This is a genomic window from Colwellia sp. 20A7, from assembly GCF_009832865.1.
Taxonomy (GTDB): Bacteria; Pseudomonadota; Gammaproteobacteria; order Enterobacterales; family Alteromonadaceae; genus Colwellia.
This window is the reverse complement of sequence record NZ_CP047130.1, coordinates 1,762,827-1,788,676: the sequence shown is the minus strand read 5'-3', so window position 1 is coordinate 1,788,676 and position 25,850 is coordinate 1,762,827. Positions and strand designations below refer to the sequence as shown.

The 25,850-nt window shown below is 34.5% G+C and carries 24 protein-coding genes; 10 read left to right on the top strand and 14 right to left on the bottom strand.

Translation table 11 applies throughout. The features are described from left to right. Positions 1-3: 3 nt before the first annotated feature. The 3 genes from rsxG to nth are packed head-to-tail and all read left to right on the top strand — an operon-like array spanning position 4 to position 2,222. Positions 4-735, top strand: a complete 732-nt coding sequence (gene rsxG, locus GQS55_RS07715; protein WP_159819458.1) for an electron transport complex subunit RsxG — start codon at positions 4-6, stop codon at positions 733-735. Further along, positions 725-1,519 (top strand): electron transport complex subunit E, encoded by a 795-nt coding sequence (locus GQS55_RS07710; RefSeq protein ID WP_159819456.1) that lies wholly within the window; start codon positions 725-727, stop codon positions 1,517-1,519. The genes rsxG and GQS55_RS07710 overlap by 11 nt, the downstream gene beginning before the upstream one ends. 43 nt (positions 1,520-1,562) lie before the next feature. Beyond that, entirely contained in the window at positions 1,563-2,222 is a 660-nt protein-coding gene (gene nth / locus GQS55_RS07705) for an endonuclease III (RefSeq protein ID WP_159819454.1), read from the top strand. Positions 2,223-2,229: 7 nt separating this feature from the next. Here nth and sigX read toward each other — a convergent pair whose 3' ends face one another. After that, positions 2,230-2,754 (bottom strand): RNA polymerase sigma factor SigX, encoded by a 525-nt coding sequence (sigX, locus tag GQS55_RS07700; protein ID WP_159819452.1) that lies wholly within the window; start codon positions 2,752-2,754, stop codon positions 2,230-2,232. 438 nt (positions 2,755-3,192) lie between these two features. Between sigX and GQS55_RS07695 the strand changes: the two genes are divergently transcribed. Both GQS55_RS07695 and GQS55_RS07690 read left to right on the top strand, forming a co-directional pair. Beyond that, complete coding sequence (locus GQS55_RS07695) at positions 3,193-7,452, top strand: hybrid sensor histidine kinase/response regulator transcription factor (RefSeq protein ID WP_159819450.1); 4,260 nt, start codon at positions 3,193-3,195, stop codon at positions 7,450-7,452. Positions 7,453-7,599: 147 nt separating this feature from the next. Then, on the top strand, positions 7,600-8,019 hold the full coding sequence (locus tag GQS55_RS07690; RefSeq protein WP_159819448.1) for a VOC family protein: 420 nt from the start codon (positions 7,600-7,602) through the stop codon (positions 8,017-8,019). 67 nt (positions 8,020-8,086) lie between these two features. Here the strand turns inward: GQS55_RS07690 and GQS55_RS07685 are convergent, their stop codons facing one another. Further along, positions 8,087-9,208, bottom strand: a complete 1,122-nt coding sequence (locus GQS55_RS07685) for a pyridoxal-phosphate-dependent aminotransferase family protein (protein WP_159819446.1) — start codon at positions 9,206-9,208, stop codon at positions 8,087-8,089. Between the two features lie 169 nt (positions 9,209-9,377). Here GQS55_RS07685 and GQS55_RS07680 point away from each other — a divergent pair, with 169 nt between their 5' ends. Both GQS55_RS07680 and GQS55_RS07675 read left to right on the top strand, forming a co-directional pair. Next, a complete protein-coding gene (locus GQS55_RS07680) occupies positions 9,378-9,920 on the top strand; it encodes a YaeQ family protein (protein ID WP_159819444.1) in 543 nt (180 codons plus the stop codon). 47 nt (positions 9,921-9,967) lie between these two features. Further along, positions 9,968-11,344: a M28 family peptidase gene (locus tag GQS55_RS07675; protein ID WP_159819442.1), complete on the top strand. Its 1,377-nt coding sequence runs from the start codon at positions 9,968-9,970 to the stop codon at positions 11,342-11,344. Between the two features lie 14 nt (positions 11,345-11,358). On the opposite strand, the gene GQS55_RS07670 is transcribed toward GQS55_RS07675, so the two are convergent. From GQS55_RS07670 to GQS55_RS07655, 4 genes are all read right to left on the bottom strand, one after another. Beyond that, on the bottom strand, positions 11,359-11,826 hold the full coding sequence (locus GQS55_RS07670) for a GNAT family N-acetyltransferase (RefSeq protein WP_159819440.1): 468 nt from the start codon (positions 11,824-11,826) through the stop codon (positions 11,359-11,361). A gap of 122 nt (positions 11,827-11,948) precedes the next feature. Next, the gene (locus GQS55_RS07665) at positions 11,949-12,812 is read right to left on the bottom strand and encodes an EamA family transporter (RefSeq protein ID WP_159819438.1); all 864 of its coding nucleotides are present in this window, start codon (positions 12,810-12,812) and stop codon (positions 11,949-11,951) included. Positions 12,813-12,949: 137 nt separating this feature from the next. After that, positions 12,950-14,854, bottom strand: coding sequence for a TonB-dependent receptor plug domain-containing protein (locus GQS55_RS07660; RefSeq protein ID WP_159819435.1), 1,905 nt, complete (start codon positions 14,852-14,854; stop codon positions 12,950-12,952). 510 nt (positions 14,855-15,364) lie between these two features. Next, a complete protein-coding gene (locus tag GQS55_RS07655; protein ID WP_159819433.1) occupies positions 15,365-15,871 on the bottom strand; it encodes a peptide-methionine (S)-S-oxide reductase in 507 nt (168 codons plus the stop codon). Between the two features lie 189 nt (positions 15,872-16,060). Here GQS55_RS07655 and GQS55_RS07650 point away from each other — a divergent pair, with 189 nt between their 5' ends. Both GQS55_RS07650 and GQS55_RS07645 read left to right on the top strand, forming a co-directional pair. After that, positions 16,061-16,300: a DUF2798 domain-containing protein gene (locus GQS55_RS07650; RefSeq protein WP_159819431.1), complete on the top strand. Its 240-nt coding sequence runs from the start codon at positions 16,061-16,063 to the stop codon at positions 16,298-16,300. A 323-nt stretch (positions 16,301-16,623) separates the two neighbouring features. Then, positions 16,624-16,935: an EthD family reductase gene (locus tag GQS55_RS07645; RefSeq protein WP_159819429.1), complete on the top strand. Its 312-nt coding sequence runs from the start codon at positions 16,624-16,626 to the stop codon at positions 16,933-16,935. 121 nt (positions 16,936-17,056) lie between these two features. Here the strand turns inward: GQS55_RS07645 and GQS55_RS07640 are convergent, their stop codons facing one another. The 6 genes from GQS55_RS07640 to GQS55_RS07620 all read right to left on the bottom strand — a co-directional run bounded on the left by GQS55_RS07640 (position 17,057) and on the right by GQS55_RS07620 (position 21,046). Beyond that, positions 17,057-17,236: a DUF6435 family protein gene (locus tag GQS55_RS07640; RefSeq protein WP_159819427.1), complete on the bottom strand. Its 180-nt coding sequence runs from the start codon at positions 17,234-17,236 to the stop codon at positions 17,057-17,059. A 272-nt stretch (positions 17,237-17,508) separates the two neighbouring features. Further along, positions 17,509-17,694: an allophanate hydrolase-related protein gene (locus tag GQS55_RS20275; protein WP_442872177.1), complete on the bottom strand. Its 186-nt coding sequence runs from the start codon at positions 17,692-17,694 to the stop codon at positions 17,509-17,511. Next, positions 17,651-19,006 (bottom strand): TIGR03503 family protein, encoded by a 1,356-nt coding sequence (locus tag GQS55_RS07635; RefSeq protein ID WP_159819425.1) that lies wholly within the window; start codon positions 19,004-19,006, stop codon positions 17,651-17,653. The genes GQS55_RS20275 and GQS55_RS07635 overlap by 44 nt, the downstream gene beginning before the upstream one ends. Next, complete coding sequence (gene dnaQ, locus GQS55_RS07630) at positions 18,985-19,785, bottom strand: DNA polymerase III subunit epsilon (RefSeq protein ID WP_236559793.1); 801 nt, start codon at positions 19,783-19,785, stop codon at positions 18,985-18,987. Before dnaQ ends, GQS55_RS07635 begins: the two co-directional genes overlap by 22 nt. 29 nt (positions 19,786-19,814) lie before the next feature. Continuing rightward, positions 19,815-20,315, bottom strand: a complete 501-nt coding sequence (locus GQS55_RS07625) for a DUF2919 family protein (protein ID WP_159819423.1) — start codon at positions 20,313-20,315, stop codon at positions 19,815-19,817. Next, positions 20,312-21,046 carry a DUF599 domain-containing protein gene (locus tag GQS55_RS07620; protein WP_159819421.1) on the bottom strand — a complete coding sequence of 245 codons (735 nt, stop codon included), beginning with the start codon at positions 21,044-21,046 and terminating at the stop codon, positions 20,312-20,314. The genes GQS55_RS07625 and GQS55_RS07620 overlap by 4 nt, the downstream gene beginning before the upstream one ends. A 337-nt stretch (positions 21,047-21,383) precedes the next feature. Between GQS55_RS07620 and GQS55_RS07615 the strand changes: the two genes are divergently transcribed. Further along, a complete protein-coding gene (locus GQS55_RS07615; RefSeq protein WP_159819419.1) occupies positions 21,384-23,699 on the top strand; it encodes a carbohydrate binding family 9 domain-containing protein in 2,316 nt (771 codons plus the stop codon). Between the two features lie 34 nt (positions 23,700-23,733). Here the strand turns inward: GQS55_RS07615 and GQS55_RS07610 are convergent, their stop codons facing one another. Together GQS55_RS07610 and GQS55_RS07605 are read right to left on the bottom strand one after the other, a co-directional pair. Next, positions 23,734-24,906 carry a vWA domain-containing protein gene (locus GQS55_RS07610; protein WP_159819418.1) on the bottom strand — a complete coding sequence of 391 codons (1,173 nt, stop codon included), beginning with the start codon at positions 24,904-24,906 and terminating at the stop codon, positions 23,734-23,736. Positions 24,907-24,924: 18 nt separating this feature from the next. Then, a complete protein-coding gene (locus GQS55_RS07605) occupies positions 24,925-25,770 on the bottom strand; it encodes an AAA family ATPase (RefSeq protein ID WP_159819416.1) in 846 nt (281 codons plus the stop codon). Between the last annotated feature and the right edge of the window lie 80 nt (positions 25,771-25,850).

Genomic DNA, 25,850 nt, shown 5'->3' with positions numbered 1-25,850 from the left:
ATAATGACTAACTCTTTACCCCCTAATAAAGATGCTAACAAAAAATCGGCATTTCGTTTACCGATACAAAAAAATAGTCAAATACTGGCTATATTCGCTATCGTATGTACTGCCATCGTTGGCTTAGTTAATGAGTTAACAAAAGATAGAATACAAGAACAAACACAATTACAATTGTTAAATACACTACACGAGATAATTGAACCAAGTAGTTACAACAACGAGATAACTCAAGACTGTGTAAGCGTTAGCTCAACTTTACTTGGCAGCTCTAAGAATAATAACATAGTCCAAAAAGCCTACATTGCTCGTAATAACAACTCTCCTGTAGCGGTAGCCATCACAAGTACCGCTACCGATGGTTATAATGGCAAAATTGAACTGATTGTTGCTATCAACATTGATAACAGTATTAGTGGTGTCAGGGTATTAAAGCATCAGGAAACACCTGGTTTAGGTGATAAAGTTGAACTCAAGAAAAGTAACTGGATCACAACCTTTAATGACAAAAAATTACTTTCAGAGCAAGACAAACGCTGGCAAGTATCAAAAGATGGTGGTGTTTTTGATCAATTTACCGGTGCAACCATTACACCAAGAGCTGTCGTTAAAGCGGTGAAAAACACGCTATTATTTTTTACAGAAAACAAAAGCACATTATTAACGCTTCCTAATAGCTGCTTGATAGGTGATCAAAAACCTCAACCTGAATATGAGGCTACTAATGAGTACTAATGATAAGAATGAAGCTCCTCAATCGCCAGACAATCCTATTGAGCATGAGCAACAATTAGCAGAAAAAGTATTGGCCAAAAAAGCGCTAAAAGCTGAATATAAAGAATTAGCTATCCAAGGGTTATGGAAAAACAACCCTGGTATAGTTCAATTACTCGGTCTTTGTCCATTGCTAGCAGTAACTGCTACTGTGACCAATGCTCTAGGTTTGGGGCTTGCTACCTTGTTAGTTTTAGTCGCATCTAATGCAACTGTTTCGGCTATTCGACATTGGGTACCTAAAGAAATTCGTATACCTATTTTCGTCTTAATTATTGCATCATTTGTTACTTGTGTTCAGCTATTAATGAACGCATACACTTACGGTATTTATCAATCATTGGGGATATTTCTCCCTTTAATCGTAACCAATTGTGCCATTATTGGTAGAGCAGAAGCCTATGCATCTAAAAACCCAATAAAGCAAGCAAGCTTTGATGGTTTAATGATGGGACTTGGCTTTGCATTAGTGTTAATTTTGTTAGGCGCTATTCGAGAAATTTTAGGACAAGGTACATTGTTTGATGGTGCCAACTTACTCTTTGGTGATTGGGCAACTGTTTTACGAATTGAAGTTGTGCAATTAGATAGTCAGTTTTTGTTAGCAATACTTCCTCCTGGAGCATTTATTGCTATGGGCTTTATCATTGCACTTAAAAACAGTATTGATACTTATATAAAACAACGTCAGCCAAAAGAAGACAAAGCCACTATTGAGCGAGTTAGAGTTAACTTTGACTCATAAGTAAAATATGATGAACTGCAATAAACAATAGTGACCTATACACATGAATAGAGCTAAACGATTAGAAATGCTAACTAGGCTGCGTGAAAATAATCCAGAGCCAACAACAGAATTAAATTTTAATACACCATTTGAATTACTAATAGCAGTACTCCTTTCTGCTCAAGCAACTGATGTTGGTGTAAATAAAGCAACCGCTAAATTATACCCTGTAGCGAACACACCTCAGGCAATACTCGATTTAGGGTTAGAGGGTTTAATATCTTATGTGAAAACCATAGGCTTATTTAATACCAAAGCTAAAAACACCATGAAAACCTGTCAAATGTTAGTCGATTTACACGGTGGTGAAGTACCAGAAAATAGAGCTGCACTTGAAGCATTGCCCGGTGTTGGTAGAAAAACAGCAAATGTTGTACTAAACACAGCTTTTGGTTGGCTTAAAGATAATGAAGGTAACTACTTTTTAGCCGTTGATACTCACATTCAGCGGCTGGCAAACCGTACGGGCTATGCAAAAGGTAAAACGGTTGAACAAACAGAGCAGGCCATCATCAAGAATACTCCAAACAAAACAGAATTTATGTTTAATTTACATCACTGGTTCATTTTACATGGACGATACACTTGCACAGCTCGTAAACCTAAATGTGGTTCGTGTATTATAGAAGATTTATGTGATTTCAAGGAAAAAACAGAGTAATCCCCTATTACTTTAACTTTTCTTTTAAAAATTCGATAACCCGTTTATGTCGCATCTTTACTGCTGAAAGTTTTAAATGATGAATGTCGGCAATTTCCTTAAAGTCTAATTCAGTACGATATCGTAACAACATAATGTTACGATCAGTAAATGATAAGTATTGTATTAACTCGGATAATACGTAAACTGAGTCTTCGCCATAATTTTCTTCGTCTATTAAGTTTTCGAGGTATTCTTCATTATCATCAATAAGATCCCAACGCCTCTCTCTTATCTTATTAATACACTCATTATGAGCTATTTTGAATAGCCATGCTCGGAACGACACCACCCACTTAAAATTTTTTAGATTGTGTAATATTTTTATAAGAATTTCTTGTACAACATCTTCAGCATCAGACTGATTATTTAGCAACTTCACACAATACCCTTTTAACACAGGTAAATACGGTGTAATTAATTGCTGAAATAAATGCGTGTCATAAGGAATACTTTCTTGTACTAAAGCAACAAGCTGCCGTTCATTAAGCATAGTAAAGTAAACTCTTCTTAAGGGGTTTAGTAGAATCTATAAACTATTAGTAAGTTTATAGATTGAATAAATTAATTAAGGGTTGTATCACCAACAGAAATCGCTAGGAATAACTTGTGATAAATCACGAAATTGATCCACTAATGTAAATACAAAAGAAGTTATTAAGGCAACTAAAACGCCTACAGCTTATTCTTCATTAAGTTCTCCTTCGCTCATTTATGTAACATTTAACACTACAGGTGAGCACTTAAACAATGTATCTATGATAGGGCCAAAGCAATTTTAGCGTTTATCGAAACCGGGCGTTTTTTTATCAAAAACGGTCTAAATAGGTTCGGAATAATTTTTTATTATATGAATCATGATTTAACACGTTAAAAATAAATAGTTTTACGATGTTTGTCTGAAATGCGACAATAATGACTTACTGCTAAAATGACGTATAAACAATTTACTATGCCATCAAAAATAATAAAAAATAACTCTTCACTACTCTCCTTTTCTTGGGGGGTATTGTTTATCTTGTTTTTTTCACCCGCTAGTTTGGCAGTATCTATTGATTACCTTGGTAAAGAACAAGGATTAAGTAACTCAAATTTGCATACTATTTTTCAAGATAGCGATGGTATTATCTGGGCTGGTACAGAAACTGATGTTAATTGGAATTTAGGTGGGCAATTTAACAAGTTAGCCGTTCAGTTGAATGACACAGGAGAAAAGCCATTAAATGTTGCCCACATTTATGAAGATAACCAAAAAGGAATTTGGTTTTTAAATTTTTCTAATGGTATTTTTCGATTAGACAAACGAGAATGGAAACTAGCTAAAGTCTCATTCAGAGATCTACACGGTAAATTAATAGAGCTAACCGGTCATCAGGTTTTTGTTGATAAAAAAGGGACAATTTGGTTAACCACTGATTCAGGTGTATTTATTTATAATGCCAACACACAATTACTCACTGCAATTCCTATCGCCAATCAGGAGCCTGATGAGCTACTGATTTTTAATCAAGTTAGTTACTTCACTGATAATCAAATGGCCCTAGCAACAAGCCAAGGGGTTTATTTTTGGCAAGAGGAGCAAAAACAATTCACACCACTAACATCTAATTCTTTAAAGAATAAACCCGTAGATAAATTCATTTACAATAAAGGCTATAGTTGGGTTTTAACCAATGAGTCAGTCTATAAAATTAATAATAAAACAGGCGAAACTAAATTAGTTTTCGCTACGGACTCTTCATCGAATAAGCTGCTAGATATACTTATTGAAAGTGATTCTAGTTATTGGATAACAGCTCAAAATGGTATTTACCAACTGTCAGTAGAAAACAAGCTGCTCAAACACTTTCAACCGAAGCGCTTTAATCAATCTGAAACCAACGAAGCCCTCGCGATAAAAAAAATGGATGGAAGACTTTGGATAGCATTACCCAGTTCATTAGTCGAATATGATTATGCTAGCCAAACAATGAAACGTATCCAATTAGGCGCTTTCCCCAAAAGTGACGTAAGCAACGAGATACTTAATATTTTTAGTGATACCTCACAAAACTTATGGATGATAACCTCACAGGGTATTGCCAAAGTAACTTTTAACCGGCCCACATTTAATAACTACCTTTTTGATCCTAAGTCATCCTTTGGTCCTATTAGCACATTGAGTCGTGCAATTATGTATGATTCTAAAAATCGCTTATGGTTGGGTAGCCAAGATAAAGGTATTAGCCGCTATCACAGCCAAACTAAAAAATGGGATTATTTTTCTCATCGTAAAAATGACAAAAACGCCTTGTCAAATAATCATGTAAGAGCACTACTTGAAGATGCACAAGGTAACATTTGGGCAGGCACAGAAGGAGGAGGCCTTAATTTATTTAACGAACAAACCCAAAAATGGCAGCGATTTAAACAAAATGGTTGGCAAGATCACATTTTCAATTTACATGAAGGAAAAGAGCATAACTTATGGATAGGTCATGGCCGAGGGATCACTTCTTTTTCAACAAAGTCTCACGAATTTACCAATTATTCTCCAGTAGAAGACAATGATACTTCGCCAATGGTTAGAGCATTAAGCCCTGATAATAAAAACAATTTATGGATAGGTACTCACTTTAATAAATCAAAAGAACAAGAAAAATACACTTATGCGAGAGGTTTATATAAATTTAATACGCTAAGTCACGAATGGAAAAACTTTAATCATGATCCCGAACAACTAGATAGTTTATCTAATGATTTAATATTTGCCATTAAAGTTGATAGCCACCAAGACATTTGGGTTGGAACTTGGGGTGGAGGTCTTAATTTATTAAAAAATGATGGTAAAAGTTTCCATCATTACACGATGAAAGATGGTCTTTCGAGCAATGTTATTTATGCTATTTTTGAAGATACATTAGGGAGTCTGTGGATTAGCTCCGCTGGAGGGCTTGATAAAATGATCCCTTGTCACAGATACCCAGTCGCATTTAACTATCAATGCGAGCCGATAATAAAGCACTATAAATTTTCAGCTCCGTTATCGGAAATTGAATTTGATTCAGAGAGCGCGTTTCACGCCGAAGACGGTACAATATTTTTTGGCGGTTTAAATGGTGTACTTAGTTTTAATCCAGAAAAGCATATGGGCTCTAACCCAAATATTCCCAAAAACACATTTTTTAGCCAACTTAGAATTAAAGACCAGCTGATCACACCTGAATTACATCAAGGTTTAGACCAATGGATAGGCTACGCAGATAAATTACAACTCAGTTATGATGATCAGCCCTTCTCACTCTCTGTGGCTAATAATGAATTTACTCAGCCAGAAGAAAATCAGTATCGCTATAGAGTCGATAACGGCTACTGGTCAAGCATCAACCCTAACTTCAAAGACTTAACATTTAGAAAGCTAGCGTTTGGGCAGTATAAAATTGAAATTGACTCCAGTAATAACGAAGGTATGTGGTCTAATAATCCCACAACACTAATGCTAACAGTTACACCGCCATTTTATTATTCTTGGACAGCACTTACTTTATATATCATTGCTATTATCACCGGCATTTATCTTTATATGTTAGCTCGGCAAAAGGAACATAGTAAACGTGAAAATCAACTTAAAAGTCAGGTTAAATTAAAAACCGTAGAGATATTACAAAGCAAAAATGAAGTTGAAAAACTACTTAAAGAAAAGCAGCATTTTATTGAAAACATATCGCACGAATTAAAAACACCATTAACATTAATTTTTAACGCTTTGGAAACTGTATCCAATACAGAATTAAGCGCCGAAAATAATAAAAAGATGAGCAATATCAAACATAATGGAAAACGCTTATTTAATCTTGTTGAACAGTTGTTATCGCTTGCTAACAACGAACAATCAACAGCAAATAAATCAATTGTTGAGCTGAAGAATTCCTGCATACAAGTCATTAATAATTTTTCCACTTTAGCCTCAGAAAAAGAACTAACCTTGACGCTTGATTGCAAAACTAATATAGAGCTAATAATTGAAACTGAAACATTAGAGACAATTTTGAGTAACCTTGTTTCAAACGCCATTAAATATGCACACAATGCAAGTGAAATTAAAATCACCTGTATGCTAGAAACTCCTTTTTGCATTATTAGAGTCAGCAATGTAGGGGATAATATCCCAACACAATACGAAAACATTATTTTTGAAAAGTTTTACCGTCTTGAACATCACTATCAAACGGAGGGACAAGGAATAGGCCTTTCCTCTAGTAGAGAGTTAGCTGAGTCTTATCAAGGCATGTTAACTTTAGATAATACCCAACCCAATCTAGTTCAATTTATTGTTTCCTTACCTATTGATTTGATTTTTAACATTGATCAGACATTAATAGAGGATAAAAGCAGTCGTGAGGCTAGCTTACAAACCAACATCGGTCTAAATCAGTGTAATATCAAACTACTTATTGTTGAAGATAACCTAGAAATAAACCAATTTCTGACTGAATTACTGGCATCAAACTATGAAGTTTTAAGCGCACACAATGGAAAAGAAGCCGTTGAGCTTATTGATGGATTTCAACCTGACTTAATTTTATCTGATGTGATGATGCCATTAATGAATGGCTTTGAATTATGTCAATTTATCAGAACAAGCGATAAACCATATAGTAAATGCCCTATCATTTTACTTACCGCAAAAAGTGATATAGCAAGCCAAAAACAAGGCTTGCAAGTTGGCGCTACAGATTATGTCAGTAAACCTTTTAGTGGCGAAATATTAAAATTGAAAATTGCAAATTTATTAAATTCATCAACCGAAACTAGAAATATAATTACGGCAGTAGCAGCTAACCATTTACAAATAGAGCTATCAGGCGATAGTACTGCTAATAAATTTATTCAACGAACTAGAGAGTTTTTAAAAATACACTTTCCTGATCCCGAATTTAATGTAAAAAAACTGTCAGAGTTATTAGCAATGGATGAAAGAACTTTAAGACGTAAATCAGAACTTTACCTATCACAAAAACCTAAAGATATTATTCGAGAATATCGACTTCAATGCGCATATGAAATGCTAAAATTCGGTGATAGTATTTCCCATATATCAATATCTTGTGGTTTTACAACCTTGCCCCACTTTTCGAAATGCTTTAAAGATAAATATCAAGAAACCCCGAAACAAGCTCAGCGAAAGCTTATTATTGAAAATAACCAATAAGGTATGTGTTGTTAATAAAAAAAGGCCATTCTTCTATTATTGCATGACTTAAATAAGTACAATTTACTAATAGAAACGTAGAAACTAAGTAACCCCCGTTTAACTAAGATTATATTTTGCTATAAATTCACAACCAAAGGAATATCAATGAAATTTTTACATGCTATGGTGCGTGTTCGTGATCTTGAGCAATCACTAGACTTTTACACCAACAAGCTCGGTTTAATTGAAACAAAACGCGTAGATGTACCTGAAGGAAAATTCACCTTAATCTATTTAGCTACGGCGATAGGAGAGCCTGAAGTTGAACTAACTCATAACTGGGGTTCAGAAGAAAACTATGAAGGTGGGCGTAACTTTGGTCATTTAGCTTTTGAAGTAGATGATATTTATCAAACATGTTTATCACTACAAAACAGTGGTGTTGTTATTAATCGCCCACCGCGATGTGGCAATATGGCATTTATTAAATCACCTGATAATATTTCAATTGAGTTACTACAAAAAGGCGACGCACTGCCACCACAAGAGCCTTGGTTAAGCATGGAAAATATAGGCTCTTGGTAGTATTTCGCACTATCATTAACTAGCTAAGTACATTATTACACATAATATACTTAGCTCTTAGCAATGCTTATTGAGCTAAAGCCTCTTTAAGCGCTGCTAAACATAACAATACATTTTCATTACGCGCAGTATGTCCCATTAAGCCAATTCGCCAAGCAGTACCTGCAAATTTTCCTAAACCAGCACCAATTTCTAAATTATATTCAGTTAATAAAAATTGACGTACCTTAGCATCATCAATCCCTTCGGGAATGTAAACTAGGTTTAATTGTGGTAAACGCTCATCTTCAGGTACGATAAACTCAAGCCCTAAGCTTTCTAACCCAGCCGCTAATTTTTTATGTTGTGCTTGATGACGCACCCAACTATTTTCCAAACCTTCATTTTGCAACATAACTAACGATTCATGTAATGCATATAAAGAGTTTACTGGTGCAGTATGATGGTAGCTTCGTTTACCCTGCCCAGACCAATATCCCATCACCAATGACTGATCTAAAAACCAACTTTGCACAGAGCTATCACGGTTTTTGATAATTTCAGCCGCTTTATCACTAAAGCTTATTGGTGATAATCCTGGAACACAAGATAAACACTTTTGACTACCAGAATAAACTGCGTCAATTCCCCAATCATCAACTCTTAATTCAACACCACCTAATGAAGTAACGGCATCAACAATAGTTAAACAATCATATTTACGTGCTATTTCACATAAGGTTTTACAATCTGACAGCGCGCCGGTAGAAGTTTCTGCATGCACAAATGCTACAAAAGTAGCCTGTGGTGTTTGCTTTAATGCTTCTTCTAAGGCTTTTGGATCAACTGCTCTACCCCATTCACCTTCAACTACCACAGCTTTAGCGCCAATACGGACAACATTTTCAATCATACGTGCGCCAAAAACGCCATTTTGACAAACAATAACCGTGTCATCAGGTGTAACTAAGTTAACAAAACAAGCTTCCATTCCCGCAGAGCCTGGAGCCGATATTGCCATGGTATAGGTATTTTTAGTTTGAAAGGCATATTGTAATAACGATTTAACTTCATCCATCATTTCAATAAACATAGGATCTAAATGACCTATAGTAGGTCGTGCAAGTGCAGATAAAACTCTAGGACTTACATCTGAAGGACCTGGTCCCATTAATGTACGTTCTGGTGGTATAAAAGATTGAATTGGCATAATAAACTCAAATAAAAAAATTATTAGAACAATACCATAACATTTTCTAAATTATTTATTAAATTTATCGCCATTATCTCAACTATTTATTTTAAAAATGTGTAGTAAGGATTTCTTATACTGTTATCATTATCAATAACTTATTTTTTGAAATAGTAAAAAAATACACATGGCACTTAAAGCAACAATTTATAAAGCTAACATTGAACTTGCAGACATGGATCGTAACTATTACGACTCTTTGCAACTTACCATAGCACAGCACCCTTCTGAAACAGATCAACGACTTATGGTGCGTTTGATCAGTTATATTTTAAATGCTCATAATGACTTACAGTTTGGTAAGGGGTTAAGTGATGAAGACGAAGCGGTCATTTGGCAAGTAAACTATAGTGATGAAATAGCTTTATGGATTGAATTAGGACAAATAGATGAAAAGCGCATCAAAAAGGCCTGTAACAAATCAGCTCATGTAAAACTTTACTGTTATGGACCAAGCGTTGAAACTTGGTGGTCACAATCACAAAATTCATTAAGTAAATTTCCAAAACTGAGTATTGAACAGTTTGAAACCAGTACTACAGACGAATTGGTTAAACTACTCAATAGAACGATGGAATTCCAATGCAGCATTCAAGATGGTCAATTATGGCTAAGCTGTGGTGGTGAATCTTTATTAATAGAAACAAATACATTAAAAATAGAGCAGTAATTTCATAAAGCCTTGCTCATACTTAATAGGAAACATAGGAAAATAATATGATTAAAAAAATCTCTACGTCTTTATTTACTGTCAGTATATTAGCAACAAGCTTAGTCTCTTCATTTTCTACGTTAGCAGAGCAAAGCACGATATCTTTAGAGCAAGTAACTAAAGATATAACCTACTTAGCCAGTGATGATTTAAAAGGTAGAGGAAATTTCTCTACCGAAATTAAGCAAGCGGCCAATTATATAGCAAAACGTTTCGAAGAGAGTGGTTTAACGGGTGCTGAAGATATAGCGACGCATGGCTTTTTACAAAAATATAAAATATTAAAAATGAGTTCTACAAAACTGGACTTAGTTTTAAATGGACAAGCACAGGTCACTGACAGCTTAACAATAGCCAGTACGGCAACAGACGTATCATGGTTAATGACTAATGGTGTTAAAAGCAATGAGTTTACAATTCACACTATTGGTGAAGATGATAGCCTGCGTGACGCACTGAGCAATATAAATAGCCAAGGTGGAGATCACCTGGTTCTTTTAAACCCTGCACATGAAAAAACATTCCAACGCTATCAACAGCGATTTGCCCGCGGAGTCACTAAACTGGTAGAAAAAAATAATCAGCAAGATATTGGTGGCACAATAGTAATAGCGCTTTCTAAAGTAACATCAGAAGAAGTTAAAAACGTAGCTCTCGTCGCTAAAAACAAAAGAAGTATCAGTGAACTTGCCAACGTAATAGCAGTATTACCAGGAAAAACCAAACCGAATGAAGTAGTTCTTTATTCTGCACATTATGATCATTTAGGTATGACAAACAAAGAAGGTGATGATATTTTTAATGGTGCTGATGATAATGCTTCAGGTACAACCGCAATCATCAATATTGCCCAGTATTATGCTAAACAAGGAAATAATGCTCGTACCTTAATGTTTGCAGCTTTTAGTGCAGAAGAGCTCGGTGGTTTTGGGTCAGAGTATTTTTCAAAGCAATTAGATCCTAACAGTATCACGGCGATGATAAATATTGAAATGATTGGTAAACCCTCTAAGTTTGGTGCAGGAACGATGTGGATGACAGGAATGGAAAGATCCAGCTTAGGTGAGCAATTAAACCAAGTGTTAGCTAAATCAGGTAACGAAATTCATCAAGACCCTTACCCTGATCAAGGTTTATTTTATCGTTCAGACAATGCAACATTAGCAAGATTAGGCGTACCTGCTCATAGCTTTAGTAGCACTCAGCTAGACAAAGATAAACATTATCATAATGTGACTGATGACCTGTCTTCATTAAATTTACCTTCTTTACATAAAGTAATAGAAGCACTTACCGTTGCAACTCAACCTTTGGTTGATGGTTCAGTGACGCCATCACGCATAGATGTAAATAAAGTAAAAAATAGAGGTGTTATTTATTAACTGACGTTAATAAACTAACTAGCGAGAACATCAAGTGAACAACGCATTTGAAATTCTATTTTGTTTTTTCCTTCAATTTGAAAGCCATGGCGTAAATAAAGCCCTCTAGCAGGGTTTTTTAATAATACATTTAGGGTTATAGGTAGCTGAAGTTGTAATGCCTTCTTTTTAACTACCGTTAACACTTTACTACCAATACCCTTCCCTTGATATTCAGGCAATATTTGTAATTGCCTGATGTGTAAGCTTTTACTTGTATTGTTAAGGGAAACTATACCAAGCTTTAACAAACCTATTGGTTTGCGATCTCTTAAAATAATGTGAGAATCGTAATAGTGCTCTTTCACTCTATCAAGGTGTTGTTCACTAGTTAGCTTTATTTTCGCATTAGCTAAATGCTTAGACATTGATTTTTTTCTTAAAATTAATAAAAAATCTAAATCTTCATGCGTTACGCTTCTAAAACCTATCGTAAATTTCATTCAAGTAGTTTATTATTTTTCTGTATAAGAGCAGTATAGCAATATTTGTTTAAAATAAAATCTGCCAAAGTACGATAATTATCACGCAATCCATAGCCTTATCATCAAATCAGCGAATAAAATTATGTTCTACGTTTAGCAATAAATAGCGCTGCAACAATAAAAATGGAACCAATAGCAAGCCTAACTAACTCTTCAGGTGTTCCCCCCTTAGCTTCGCCGAACACAAATAAAGAAGCAAACATCGCTAGTGGAACAACAGCATTATTAAACGCGGCTAATACCCCCACACTTGTCTGAGTTCCCCCTTTATTCCAGAAAAAGAAACTAAGCCCAGAAGCAATCACTCCCATATACACTAGAACGAACCACTGTTCAGCTGTGGCATTTAAAGGTAAAGGTGGTTTCTGTGAAATTAATAGTGTTGCAAGCATAGTAAAAATAGCTGCACCAAAATATAAAAATCCAAAAATAGAACTATCGCTAATATGTGGTCGTTTTTGTTTCCAATCACGATAATAAACTTGCCCAAAAGCAAAAGCGATATTAGCTATTTGCATTAGAGCAAATCCTAACCAAACTTCGTTTGAGTCTATATTACCCATTTTTATAATAGCTGCACCACACACAGAAAGAATAGTGGCTATTAAATACCAAGGGGTAAAACTGCGTTGTCGAAGATCGTTAATAATAACTATATAAAGTGGTGTAAGTACACTAAATAGCGCAACCAAATGCGACGGCAAATAACGAAAAGCAGAAAGGTAGCAGGTATACATTACACCATACTGAAGAGCACCCAGTAGTATAAGTTGCTTTTTCTCCTGCCAATTAGTATTGCGCAGCTTGATAAAAGGAAGAAAAGCGATTAGCGCAAGTAATAGGCGAGTATCGGCAATTTGAAGTGGATCAATACCTTTGAGCGTATTACCAATAAGACCAAAAGAAAAAGCCCAAATCAACGTGGTGATCACTAAATAAATCATCAAAAATCTCTATAAGTAAGGTCAACATATTCATTAACTACTTTAATAAATACACCATTGCATCTTATTCAAATACTGCTTAAAACTATTACCCCCTATCCAATGAATAGGGGGCGTTACACTATGCCTTTACAATGTTACCAATGGTAAGTAGCACTAATAGTATATTGTTCACCACGGCCAGGCGTACCAGGCACTTCTTCAAAAGATTCATTCCAAAGGTTATCAGCAGCAAGCATAATATCTAAACCTTTAATTTGTGAAGGAGATATTTTTACCGTTAGGTGTGTAAATAAAGCATCTTCATCTCCGTTGCGAAGAATATTTTTTTCTTGTTTGCGCCATTCATTATCAACACGAACTTCAACAATGCTAGTAGGACGCCAGATAACACCTAAGGTTACACGGTGGTCGGGAAAGTTCAAAGCATAAAAGCTAGCATCAATATCCGCAAGGCCATAGTCTTCAGATTTATCAAGAAAGGTATAACTAGTAATTATTTCGGCATTTTCTAAACGCTTTATCGCAATCAGCTCTACACCTAATGTATCGATGTCGACCGGGTTTGCAGTACGAGCAGACGTTGAAGTTAGGCTGTAAGTCCAATCGGTTAAATCATTATCTTGTCGATAAAAAATAGCAGAATCTAAGCGCCAAGTTTCTCGATCTAAAGCCAAGCCTAACTCTATATTTTTAGTCGTTTCTCGCTCAAGCTCATAATTACTTCTAAATAATCCACCGGTATTACTGCCTCCAATAGCGGTATAACCTGCTACTTGGCTCGCTTCGGCATAGGAAATATAAAGTGTTTGAGAAGTATCATCAGCATTGACTGTATTCCATGTTATATCACCAATTAATGAAGCTTGTGAATCATCTCGGTTAGTATCATCAAAAGCAGCACCCAAACGAAAAGATAACTGTTGTTCATCTTGTAACTCAATTCGATACTCAGGTAATACACTAAATTTGTAATAAGTACGAGAGGTAAAGTTATTCTCAAGTGACGTTGATCTAATATTGTCTTCTATAAACTGCGCAGAGTAATTTAATGCAAATGCTGTTGTTTGTGCATGACGACCAGATAACCCAATCGATTTAACATCTGTTTCATGGAAAGATTCAAATGACTCTGGATTTTCACGAGAAAAAACATAATGGTCGTTGTTATTACGGTAGTAAGCAGAGACTTCAAATGTGCTGTCTTGAGCATAATGCTGTTTATGATTCAGTATTAATAATTTTGTTTTAATATCTTCCGTTTCATTAACATTAAATGGCGTATACATATTTGGCCAGCCAAAAAACTTTTCTTGAGAACCAAAAAACAAATCAGTTTGAGATGATGGACCCGCTAATTGAATACGACCAGAAGCCCGTTGAAAGTCGTGATCACCAAATTCTATAGTACCATCACTTTCAGAGCGCGAATATTCACCTTCAAAACCGATAGACCAATCAGTGAAATCTTCAAGTTCTATACTAACTGCACTATGTATACGTTGAAGGTTAGAATTATTATTACCTGCCCCAATTGAAGCACTACCTGCAGTTTTTATCTGTTTCCATTCACGAGATACTGTTCCTACAGAACTATTCATGCCAAGAAGTGCATTATCAGCACCAGTAAATACATTAGCATTTCCTAACATTTCTTGAGCAATAGGGATTTCTGCAAAGTAATGCCCTGTTTGTGGATCAACTAAAGTAGCACTACCCACCCTAAAACCTGTATTTTCGAAAATTCCGCCACGAATCGTTACATCGGCTTGAGCTTCTGCCATGTTACGTGACTGAAGATCTACGCGAGGATCATATTCTAGGTTTGACACTGGCGAACCAAAAGTTCCTACAGGTTTGTTATTAGCCGTAATTGAACCTTCCACCATAATTTTTTCAATATCAGGACTTGGTTTTTCAACATCATTTTTTACTTCATTGTTTGCATCATTATTTTTTTCCTGATTAATATCAGATGCTAATACAGAAGTCGATAAACTAAACAACAAAGCAGGTAAGGCAACTTTTACAATTCGAATCATGTTAATATTCTCTATTCACTCTCTTGATAAAAATGATTACTTTCTTTTAAGCACATAAGTCATTAGCAAAGAAGGTCTTACTTCGATTGCTAATATAAAGCGGAACTTAATTATTGAAACATCCCAGCAGAAATACCGTAAATAATACTGGGTTCAGTTAGAAAGTAATCGTTATGTTAATGAGCATTATATAGGAGTCACTAAAACATCACAGATGTAAACCAACCCAAACAGCATACGGTTTACATCTGTTCATATAAGAAACATTATAATAATAATAATAACGTAAATTACTGATGCTAGTTAGCCTAGGTTATCAATTGGGGTTATTAGATTTTGATGAGAGTGTAGAAATACTACTCGTTAATGCATAACATTCATTATTAACTTATTACTGCAGAATTCATAACAAGCTTTACCTATAATATTTTATAATAATCGTAATTTATAACAATAACTTACAGTAACGCTTAACTTATTCGAATATTCAACAAATGAAAAACATTACTATTACTTATATTTGTGTAATATTTTTTTAGGTAAATGACAATAATCATTCGGGAAGCGAGTTAGCCTTTCTTGATGTTCCTCGTCACTTTTCACATAATTAACAAGCGGTAATATTTCAACAACAATCTGATCCGCATCATCACGACGCGTAATAAACTGAGCAGCGCTTTTGAGATGGCGGCTTTGTTTGCTGTATATACCTGTTCGGTATTTCTTGCCAATATCTTCCCCTTGCTTATTAATGCTATAAGGGTCAATTATTTCAAAAAAATAACCAATAAGTTCATTAACATTAACTGCGTTTGGAGAAAAAGTTACCTTTACACATTCTGCGTAACCGTCATAACTACTTTTAGTGCTATCAGTTAAACCATTAGCTCGACCTGCTTCCGTTTCAAAAACACCCGGGAGATGCTTAAGAAATTCCTGTACGCCCCAAAGGCATCCACCGGCAAAATAAATAACTTCTCGTTCGTTGTTATCATTATTGTATTGTTCGATCTTCATTATTACTCTTTAAAAAAGTTTCGGTTCGATGTTTTAGATTCAAGGATAGTTTACAATGAATTATCCTAATATATTGTAAACTAAATAAAACAGAAACAAAAAAATAGTTGGCTTTTGCTCACTCATCGATTATTTTAGCCAACTATTTTACGCCATTAATAAGGCGTCATACCAATACCGAGTAACTCAATGATTTCACGTAAACATCACAAAATAGTATTTTCTTTTTTTATGGCATTACTCATGTCATGTATTATGTCTTTTGTTATCAGTGTTTTTAACGTAGGTATGGTTAGCAACATCATTGATATTTGGTTAAACGCTTGGAGTTTTGCTTTTCTCGTTGCATTTCCAGCCATCATTATTGTGTCTCCTATCGTCCATAAACTTGTGAATATTGTATTACACGAAGAAAAAGACAGTACCTAGTTCGCTTCTGCATAATGAAAAAACTGATACAAATTAGCTCTATCTATAGCTATTTTATATGTTCTTTTTCTCTATACTCATTTATCAAATTGTTTAAATATAACAATCATGATACAAGTGTAAAATCTATATCGACAATATAAAAAATAGCATTTTTAGCTTCAGCCTGACTTTATTATTGCTCAAAAAATGAGTTGTAATAGTAAATTATATCAGTGTATTATCCATGAGGCGTTCAAATAAAAAGCTAAAAGTTAACGTGCATTTTAGCGTTAGCAATATTCTAAACCCTTGAATAAATATAAGCTATAAGGATAAAAATAATGATAAAAGTTAGCGTGATGTATCCAAAGTCTTTAGATGGAACTTTCGACATGAATTATTACTGTAAAACACATATTCCACTCGTCGGTGAGCTATTAGGAGGTGCCTTAAAGAATGTAGCTATTGATTCAGGCATCGCTGGAGGTGCTCCTGGGGAAGAGCCTGCCTTTATTGCAATGGCACATATGACATTTGATTCAGTTGAAAATTTTCAAGAAGCTTTTGGGCCTCATGCTGAGACTATCATGGCTGATCTTGCTAATTTCACAAATATACAACCTCAAATTCAGATTAGTGAAATTAAGCTTTAATAAATTTTCTCTATAACATTCTCACTATAACAATCTCGTTGTATTGAGAACATAAAGAATAGTTGGTTGTCCTTCGTTACTTATTGATTTAACCAACTGTTTATTATTTATAATTAACACATTAATCTGCGGTAGAACTTTCTAACACTACTATTTTTTCTCTAATGATTTCAGCTTCAGCGGTAATCATAGCGTAAGACTTAATATCACCACTTCTTTGTGCATTCATCGCTAGCTCAAGTTTAGCTTCATAAGCCTTATTTAACTTTTTAATTGGATCTTTCTTAAATATTCCGAACATTATCATTACTCCTAAAATTACAGTAATAGATTATACGTAGATAAACATATTTTGGTTTACTTATTACGAACGATTAAAGGCTAACAATACTTGAAAGCTTAAATTAAAACTTAAGTTTAAAGCTTTTATTTGAAGATTTATGCTTAAAAATCATCTTTAAAAGCTTGGTTTTAACTATAATAAAAGAGTGCAAAGTAAAAGCTCTGCCCCCTTTTATTGATATATAAGTCCGAGCAATTACTTATCTTGATGAGTATAAGCTTACCAGCCACCTAAATGAGTGATGTCAGTAGTAGACTCGATGCGTAACCTTCACAAGTAAAGCTAGTTACCCAACTACCATCGTCTAAGTTAACTTTACCCAATCCTAATGGCTGCGCTTTAATCTTGTAAAAAATTACCGACAGTACATAATCAACTGTTAACTTTTCTCTTACGTATAAAGAAAAACAAAGCAACAGCGAACAAAATAATAACAATATTAGCGACAGCAATAATAAGAATAGTATTCATATTGTTTTCTTCATCTAATTTTTGTTGTTGCTCTATTTTATCAGCCAGTTCATCTTTTTGTTTCTCAGCAAGTTTCATTTGTTGATCAAGCAGTAAATCACTTTCTGGTATTTCTGCGGTTTCATTGATGAATTCTCTAATATTGAAAGAAAACTCAGGTACAGCTAAACGAAATTCACGTCCTGTTATCGTCCGGCCAAAAGCATCCAAAGTCACACGATGAATACCTGGCTCAGTATAAGGGAAACCTTTAGTTCTAATGGTAGGATTTTCTATGCTTTCATCATCAACAATTGAAAATGGTCTTGTATGTCTATCAGGTGAGGTTATCTTTCCTTGAAAAACTAAGCTGCTCGGATCGACGTAAGTAGGATCAATAGTCAACACTAAGCTATGTGGCATAGTCTCATTTTCTGCTGGCACTACCGAAATTTCTACGGGTGCTTTATGTAAAATAATGGGCTCATAACGAAGTTCTCTTGTCATTAAAGGGAGCTTTATAACAAAAACTGGTTGCCACTCACCTGGAGCAAAATCTAAAATGAATTCACCAGTATAAATATTATCTCCTGCATATTCATCCAGCCCCCGGCCATTATCACTAAACGAACTTACTTTAAGGGCATCTGCGCCAAAATTAGCATAATCAGAATTGTTGGTGCTAAAAAAATTAACATCTAATTCAACAACCTCTTTAAATTCTGAAATCTCAATATTTCTATTGCCATTGAATAGCTTACCAACAACTTTTATTGTTTCTCCAGATAATAAAACGTTTGGAAAAGGTTCTATTTCAATTTTAACTTCTGACACAATTAATATTTTACTTTTAGGTAAAATATCACCGATTGCTTGCCAAGGACCAGGCATAGGTTTCTTAATTTGTACCATGTCAAAAGTACTGTCGTCATGCCATTTTACCGTTTCAGGATCATCATCACTGACACGTATTTTTTTGCCATCCGGTTGTACTAGAATTATGGGCTTACTGCCCCGCACTCTGAAAAATATCAGTGTTATTTCATCAAGTTCAGCATCAATATGAAATCGATTATCAAAATAAGGTATTTCATTGGTTATATTATCACTTTGATAAAAGTCTATTTCACGCTTTGTTAGCTGTTTTTCCTCACTATCAAATACATCACCATCTTTTTCCATGGTTTGTACTTCTGCTTTTGTTACCTCTTGTGAAAAAGCGTCATTAACACTCATCAGTAACAGGAAACAAAATGCTAGTAGCTTGGTAATTTCCAAAGTGGCTCTCCCCCTTTTTGCTTAACAACGTCTAATCTTTCTTTATGCGCTTCTTTTTCATCGACAGTAGCGGCAATAACCTTTAATTTTTCTCTATCCGGACTCAGTCGTCTAATTTCATTTGCATCACCACCACTATTATTACCAACAGAAAGATTAAATGTAGACTGCTTGCGTGTCATTTCAATATAAACAAAAGCAAGTAGTTGGGCATCAATCAAAGCCCCGTGATAAGTACGATCAATTAACTTATCAACTTTATAAAAACGAGCTAAGTAATCTAAGGTTTTAGGCGAACCAAATTCATCTTTTGAGGTTTTTAACGTATCTGTAACCGTACAAATATCTTCCGTCATAGGGACTTTATTACGAGAGCGTTCAGCAAAATTCAATAAAGAAAATTCATTATTCATAAAGCCAACATCGAATTTGGCATTATGAATAACCAAATTTCCACCACGAATAAAGTCTATAAATTCATCAACAACTTGCGAGAAGATAGGTTTATCATTTAAAAATTCATTCGTTAGGCCATGAACATTAATAACTTCTTGATCCATAACGAAGACTTCTCCGCGAGAATCCATCGGTTTTATATAGGCATGATACGTTCGACCTGTTAATTGTCGATTGATCATTTCTACACAGCCAATTTCAACAATTCTATGCCCTTCTCTTGGGTTAATACCCGTTGTTTCCGTATCAAGAATAATTAACCGCTCTTCTACTTTAGTGTCGGTTCTTGTTGCTTTCTCAATAGGGTTATTGCTTAAGTTCACTATAAATATCTCTAATTCTTTTGATGAAGTTATTTTTCAGGCATTTTCTGTGGAAATTCCGAGAGATTAATTTTAAACCTCTCGCTAGTGTAACAAAGTAAAATTAACGTTAATGTAATTATAGTTTGAATTATAAGCCATTCTAATGAGAAAAGTTGCCAATAAAAATAGCCAATCACATGGGTCAGTAAATCAAATAATAGCGCAACGCTTAAAATTGTTCGACAATGTCGCCAGCTTGTTTGCACCCATGAGCTTGCTTCTGGTCTGCGTAAACTGATAATTAGTAAAACAAACAAACCAATAGCTCCTGAAAACAAGCTAAAATAAAACAGAGATTTTTCAGGATATATCCAAGATACAATACTCACTCTATCACGCATATTAGTCACTGACATCAACCAAACGAGATAACCACGTAGTAAAAAAATTAAAATTAAATAAAACTTTTTTGATAGTTTTAAGCAGTCATAGTTATCAAAATCGCCTACAGAATAGTTCTGATATTTTTTAGAGGTTTTTTTATTCACCTCTTGGCCTTATTTTGCATTCTAGTGTCACGTTCAATTTTCAATAATCTTTGTCCTTCAGTGATTGCTTTTACTGCTTTTGAATTAAATTCACGTGTATATAAGGTATACACAACCCATACACTCATTAAAATTAATAAAACAGGATGAAAAAACCAACACATTGCAGCTAAAGCGAAATAGTATGAACGAAGCCCATAATTATAGGAGTGAGCTGCTTGATCCTGCACAGTAGCCATTTGTTTTGCATAAGACTTTAGATTTTCATTTTGACCTGAAACATCAATAGGAGCAGCGCCCATCATAACATTAACAAATCCATATTGGCGCATAGACCAAGTAAATTGAAAAAATGATAAAACAAAAATGAAAGTAAGCAAACTTAACTTTAGTTGTATCATTAAAGGACTAGTATGATCAGCATAAGGCATGGATGAAATAACCATGTCTAGGGTTTCAATTTTAGCAAAAAGCGTTAATAAACCCGCTAAAACTAATAGTGTACTAGAGGCAAAGAACGTTATATTACGCTCTAAATTTGATAATAATGAAGCTTCACCTACTCTCATCTCTTTAGTAATAGCTTCATGCATCCAGTGAATTCTATGTTGATGTAAACTACGTGCCAAACAGTCGGTACTTTTTGCTTTTCTACGAGCAAACCAACTATAGCCAAACCAAGATAGGATAAACGTGAACAAGGCAAAAACATCAATTATCGATAAGGGCATTTAAAACTCGTGAAATTATAAGGGTGAACTAACGTTAGCAATATTAACTTTTTAGTTAAATACTGCAACACAATATCAATGATTATTGATTTTTTTCTCAATAAAATGGAAAACATTTGAGTTTTACTACTCTCTATTGAACGATCTAAATAGTCAAAAAAAGTAAACATTGTGTTAACGAATAAAATTTGTAACAATTTACCTCAAAATTTGTACTGTTAGACTTAACCTACTATAGACTATGGAATAAATTAACAGTTATTAACAGCTATAGGGATAAATTTGAAATACATAATGTATTTTAAATTCATAATAATAATAAATTTACGGATGATGTATGCAAAAGCTAAGTTTTAATAACTTATTTGTGCTTTTTGTTGCTTTTATACTGATATCACAAACTTCAGCAGTTCAAGCATTTAACACACAACAAAAAAATGAAATAACAGTTCAACCTATAGATATTCCCTATTACGAAGGTAAAATCAATATTGATGGAGAACTCAATGATGATTTGTGGATACACGCACGTTCTGTAGAGCTAAACCTTGTAAATAGTCCATGGGATAACCTTCCTAGCCCGGTAAAAACAACCGCAAAACTTGTGGAAAATGGTGAGTTCCTTTATATATCATTTACTGCAATAGATCCTAACCCTGAAAAAATACAAGCCTTCTTAACTGACCGTGATAATGCCTGGTTTCATGACTTGGTAGGTATTAAGCTTGATACACATAATAATCGTCGCTTAAATTATGAATTCTTTGTTAACCCTTATGGTGTACAAAATGATGCTACTTTTAATGAAATTACTGGCGAAGGCAATACTTCATGGGATGGTCTTTGGTATTCTTTTGGTAAAATAACAGAACAAGGCTATCAAGTAGAGATAGCGATTCCCTATAATATATTAAACTTTAAAAGTGATGGCCAAGAAAAAAAATGGGCCATTGAGTTAGTTAGAACTTACCCAAGAGATACCAATTTACGTATTTCTCATGTGCCATTAAATAGAGATAACCCCTGCTGGCTTTGCCAATACCCTGAAGCGAAAGGCTTTAAAAAAACTAAAATAGGAAAGAATGTAAGATTAACACCAACACTTACAGCAACTAGAGATGAATTTCGTGATGTTTATTTAGCTAATGATGATCCAACGAATGGTTGGGTTACAGAAGATGATATTGAAGTTGGTCTTGATTTACGTTGGGGAATAAATACGAATAACTTACTAAATGCAACGATTAATCCTGATTTTTCTACAGTAGAGAGTGATAGTGGACAACTTAGCGTTAATACTAACTTTTCATTATATTATGAAGAAAAGCGTGCTTTTTTCTTAGATAATAGCGATTATTTTAGTAGTGATTTTGACTTGATATATACGCGAAATATTGCTGATCCAGACTTTGGTGCTAAACTCACAGGCCGTATAGATAAGCATAGTTACGGTGTATTCACCGCTAATGACACTGAAACGAATATACTGCTCCCCGGTAATTTAAACTCTAGGCTAGTCACTTTAGATAAGAAGAACAACTCTAGTGCTTTACGTTATCGTTATGACTTTAATGAAAATTTAACCGTTGGCTCTATAGCAACATTTCGTTCAGCAGATAGCTACCATAACTATGTTGCAGGAATTGATGCACGTTATCGTTTATCAGAATCAAATGCTATTAAAGCACAACTATTAAGCTCTGATAGCGAATATTCTGACATTATATTCTCAAATAATGCCCCTAAATACGTTGAACTAAATAATAGCAGCTTGAATGATCAAGCTTTTAAAGTGAACTTTAATCACCACTCCGAATATTGGTTGCTCGACTTAGAACACCAAAGTATAGGCGCAGACTTTCGTGCTGATTTAGGCTATATCCCCAAAACAGATATAAAAACAAACGAAGTATTACTTAAAAGAACCTTTTATTCCGACCAAGACAGTTACTGGCAAGAAGCGGGAATATCAGGAGAGTGGAAAATTGCTCATAATGTAAATAATGAGCTGATAGAGCGAGAGTTAACAGCAAGCTTTAGTATTGACGGTCCCCTACAATCCATATTTGAAATCGATTTCATTCATGGTGAAAGGGTTGGGCTTCGTTACGACAAGAGTTTAACCGATATTGATGGTAATACTTCAATGTTTAACGAGGATCAGCTCCAATTATACTCAAGTGCTAATGTAAATAACCGTACCTATCTATCACTTAATGTAATTGTTGGTGATAAAATTGATTATTCCAATGACCGTTTAGGCGACTTGATAGAAGCCACGGGTAATTTAACTGTTTTCATTACTGATCATTTAGAATTTGATTTTTATCAAACCTACAGTAAATTAGATGCCAAAGAAGATGATCATGATGTTAATGTTTATATCGCCAATATTTCAGAACTACGCCTATCTTATCAATTTGATGTACTCAGTTATTTAAAGCTCAGTTTGGTCTATGATAATATTGAATACTCAGGCTCTGAGAACATAAAAGCGTTATCGACACAATTAATATATGCTTATAAGCTTAACCCCCAAACTGTATTTTTCTTAGGTTATTCAGACAATAGCTATCAAGATCAAGATTTAACTAAGTTAACCCGAACTGATAGAACTTTTTTTACAAAAATCAGTTATGCTTGGGCTAAATAGTTAATAAATATAATTTAGGTTAATTTAAGTTAACCTAAATTAAGGCTTTAATACCTTGCCCTAAACCAGCCAGCGTTAACGGATACATTTTACGCTCTACAAGTTGCTGCATTATTTGTATAGAAGCATAATAAGGCCATTGCGGCTCCGGTTGAGGGTTTAACCAAATAACTTTATCAAAATGATCAGTTAATCTTTTCATCCACACACTACCGGCTTCTTCATTCCAATGTTCAACACTACCGCCAGGATACGTAATTTCATAGGGTCCCATAGTGGCATCTCCCACAAAAATGACTTTATAATCTCGACTATAGGTATGCAGCACTTGCAATAAGTCTATTTTTTCGCTTTGTCGACGATTGTTGTCACGCCAAACAGTTTCATAAAGACAGTTATGAAAATAAAAAAATTCTAAGTGCTTAAATTCACCATGCATTGCAGAAAATAATTGCTCACACACTTTAATATGATCATCCATTGAGCCACCAATATCAAAAAACATCAGTACCTTAATGGCGTTATGGCGTTCAGGTTTCATTTTAATATCTAGATAACCTGCATTACGTGCTGTCGCGGCAATAGTGTCATCAAGCGCAAGCTCTTCACTGCTGCCAGTGCGAGCAAATTGACGTAGCTTGCGCAACGCAACCTTCATATTACGCGTACCTATTTCAACATTTGCATCAAGGTTTTTAAATTGGCGTTTATCCCAAACTTTTGTCGCTTTACGATGCCTAGAGGTATCTTGCCCAATACGAACACCTTCTGGGTTATAACCATAAGCACCAAAAGGAGATGTACCACCAGTACCGATCCATTTATTACCACCTTGATGACGCTTTTCTTGTTCTTTCAGGCGTTCAGCGAGCGTTTCCATCAACTTATCTAAGCCACCTAAAGCAGCTATTTTTGCTTTTTCTTCATCACTTAATTGTTTTTCAAAATGTTTTCTAAGCCACTCTTCTGGTATTTCAGACAAATCTAACTCTAATGATGCCACGCCTTTAAAATAATCAGCGAAAGCACGGTCAAATTTATCAAAATGCGCTTCATCTTTAACAAGAATCGTACGACTTACACTATAAAAATCATCAATACTAGCAAACACAACGCCCTGTTCTAACGCACGTAGCAAATCTAACAATTCACGTAATGTACAAGGCACTTTGTAGTCTCGTACTTTACAAAAGAAATCAATTAACATAAGAATTTCAGCCTTCGATTAACGGTTGCGCTGGTTCATAAAAGCAAGTTTTTCAAATAAATGAACATCTTGTTCATTTTTTAATAAAGCACCATGTAATGGTGGAATCACTTTTTTCTGTCTGGTTTCATGTAAAACTTCTTCTGAAATATCTTCGGCAAGTAATAATTTTAGCCAATCAATTAATTCAGATGTAGATGGTTTTTTCTTCAGTCCTGGCATATCACGTAAATCAAAAAATAAAGCAAGGGCTTCATCTAATAACTTTTGTTTTATTTTGGGAAAGTGAACATCAACAATGGCTTGCATTTCATCCTTTTCAGGAAAATTAATATAATGGAAAAAGCAACGACGTAAAAATGCATCGGGTAACTCTTTTTCATTATTTGATGTAATAATAATAATAGGTCTTTGCTTAGCAACAACTTTTTCTTGTGTTTCATAAACAAAGAACTCCATTTTATCAAGCTCTAATAATAAATCGTTCGGAAATTCAATATCAGCTTTATCAATTTCATCAATAAGTAATACCGGACGATTGTCTGCAGTAAATGCATGCCACAGTTTTCCTTTAATAATATAGTTGCCAATATCTTCAACTTTATCATTACCTAACTGACTATCTCTTAACCGAGATACCGCATCATACTCATACAACCCTTGCTGGGCTTTAGTCGTTGACTTTATGTGCCACGGAATAAGTTCTACATTTAAACTAGCGGCTAACTCTTCTGCTAACATCGTTTTGCCTGTTCCTGGCTCACCTTTTATTAGTAATGGCTTTTCTAAAGCAATGGCAGCATTTACAGCTAATTGAAGATCTTTTGATGCTATATAATTGGTTGTACCTTGAAATGCGTTCATATGTAATTTCCAATAATTTATAATAATAGTGGTGTGCTTACTTTACACTTTTTGAATAATACTAGAAAAGTATATATCTA

Excerpts from the sequence above, each read along its gene's own strand:
- GQS55_RS07650 (WP_159819431.1), top strand. The coding sequence starts at position 16,061 with ATGATTTCACGTAAACATCACAAAATAGTATTTTCTTTTTTTATGGCA.
- GQS55_RS07695 (WP_159819450.1), top strand. The coding sequence starts at position 3,193 with ATGACGTATAAACAATTTACTATGCCATCAAAAATAATAAAAAATAAC.
- sigX (WP_159819452.1), bottom strand. The coding sequence starts at position 2,754 with ATGCTTAATGAACGGCAGCTTGTTGCTTTAGTACAAGAAAGTATTCCT.
- GQS55_RS07620 (WP_159819421.1), bottom strand. The coding sequence starts at position 21,046 with ATGCCCTTATCGATAATTGATGTTTTTGCCTTGTTCACGTTTATCCTA.
- GQS55_RS07645 (WP_159819429.1), top strand. The coding sequence starts at position 16,624 with ATGATAAAAGTTAGCGTGATGTATCCAAAGTCTTTAGATGGAACTTTC.
- GQS55_RS07685 (WP_159819446.1), bottom strand. The coding sequence starts at position 9,208 with ATGCCAATTCAATCTTTTATACCACCAGAACGTACATTAATGGGACCA.
- GQS55_RS07640 (WP_159819427.1), bottom strand. The coding sequence starts at position 17,236 with ATGTTCGGAATATTTAAGAAAGATCCAATTAAAAAGTTAAATAAGGCT.
- GQS55_RS07615 (WP_159819419.1), top strand. The coding sequence starts at position 21,384 with ATGCAAAAGCTAAGTTTTAATAACTTATTTGTGCTTTTTGTTGCTTTT.
- rsxG (WP_159819458.1), top strand. The coding sequence starts at position 4 with ATGACTAACTCTTTACCCCCTAATAAAGATGCTAACAAAAAATCGGCA.
- GQS55_RS07710 (WP_159819456.1), top strand. The coding sequence starts at position 725 with ATGAGTACTAATGATAAGAATGAAGCTCCTCAATCGCCAGACAATCCT.
- GQS55_RS07665 (WP_159819438.1), bottom strand. The coding sequence starts at position 12,812 with ATGATTTATTTAGTGATCACCACGTTGATTTGGGCTTTTTCTTTTGGT.
- GQS55_RS07680 (WP_159819444.1), top strand. The coding sequence starts at position 9,378 with ATGGCACTTAAAGCAACAATTTATAAAGCTAACATTGAACTTGCAGAC.
- GQS55_RS07690 (WP_159819448.1), top strand. The coding sequence starts at position 7,600 with ATGAAATTTTTACATGCTATGGTGCGTGTTCGTGATCTTGAGCAATCA.
- GQS55_RS07675 (WP_159819442.1), top strand. The coding sequence starts at position 9,968 with ATGATTAAAAAAATCTCTACGTCTTTATTTACTGTCAGTATATTAGCA.
- GQS55_RS07655 (WP_159819433.1), bottom strand. The coding sequence starts at position 15,871 with ATGAAGATCGAACAATACAATAATGATAACAACGAACGAGAAGTTATT.
- GQS55_RS07605 (WP_159819416.1), bottom strand. The coding sequence starts at position 25,770 with ATGAACGCATTTCAAGGTACAACCAATTATATAGCATCAAAAGATCTT.
- GQS55_RS07610 (WP_159819418.1), bottom strand. The coding sequence starts at position 24,906 with ATGTTAATTGATTTCTTTTGTAAAGTACGAGACTACAAAGTGCCTTGT.
- GQS55_RS07660 (WP_159819435.1), bottom strand. The coding sequence starts at position 14,854 with ATGATTCGAATTGTAAAAGTTGCCTTACCTGCTTTGTTGTTTAGTTTA.
- nth (WP_159819454.1), top strand. The coding sequence starts at position 1,563 with ATGAATAGAGCTAAACGATTAGAAATGCTAACTAGGCTGCGTGAAAAT.
- GQS55_RS07670 (WP_159819440.1), bottom strand. The coding sequence starts at position 11,826 with ATGAAATTTACGATAGGTTTTAGAAGCGTAACGCATGAAGATTTAGAT.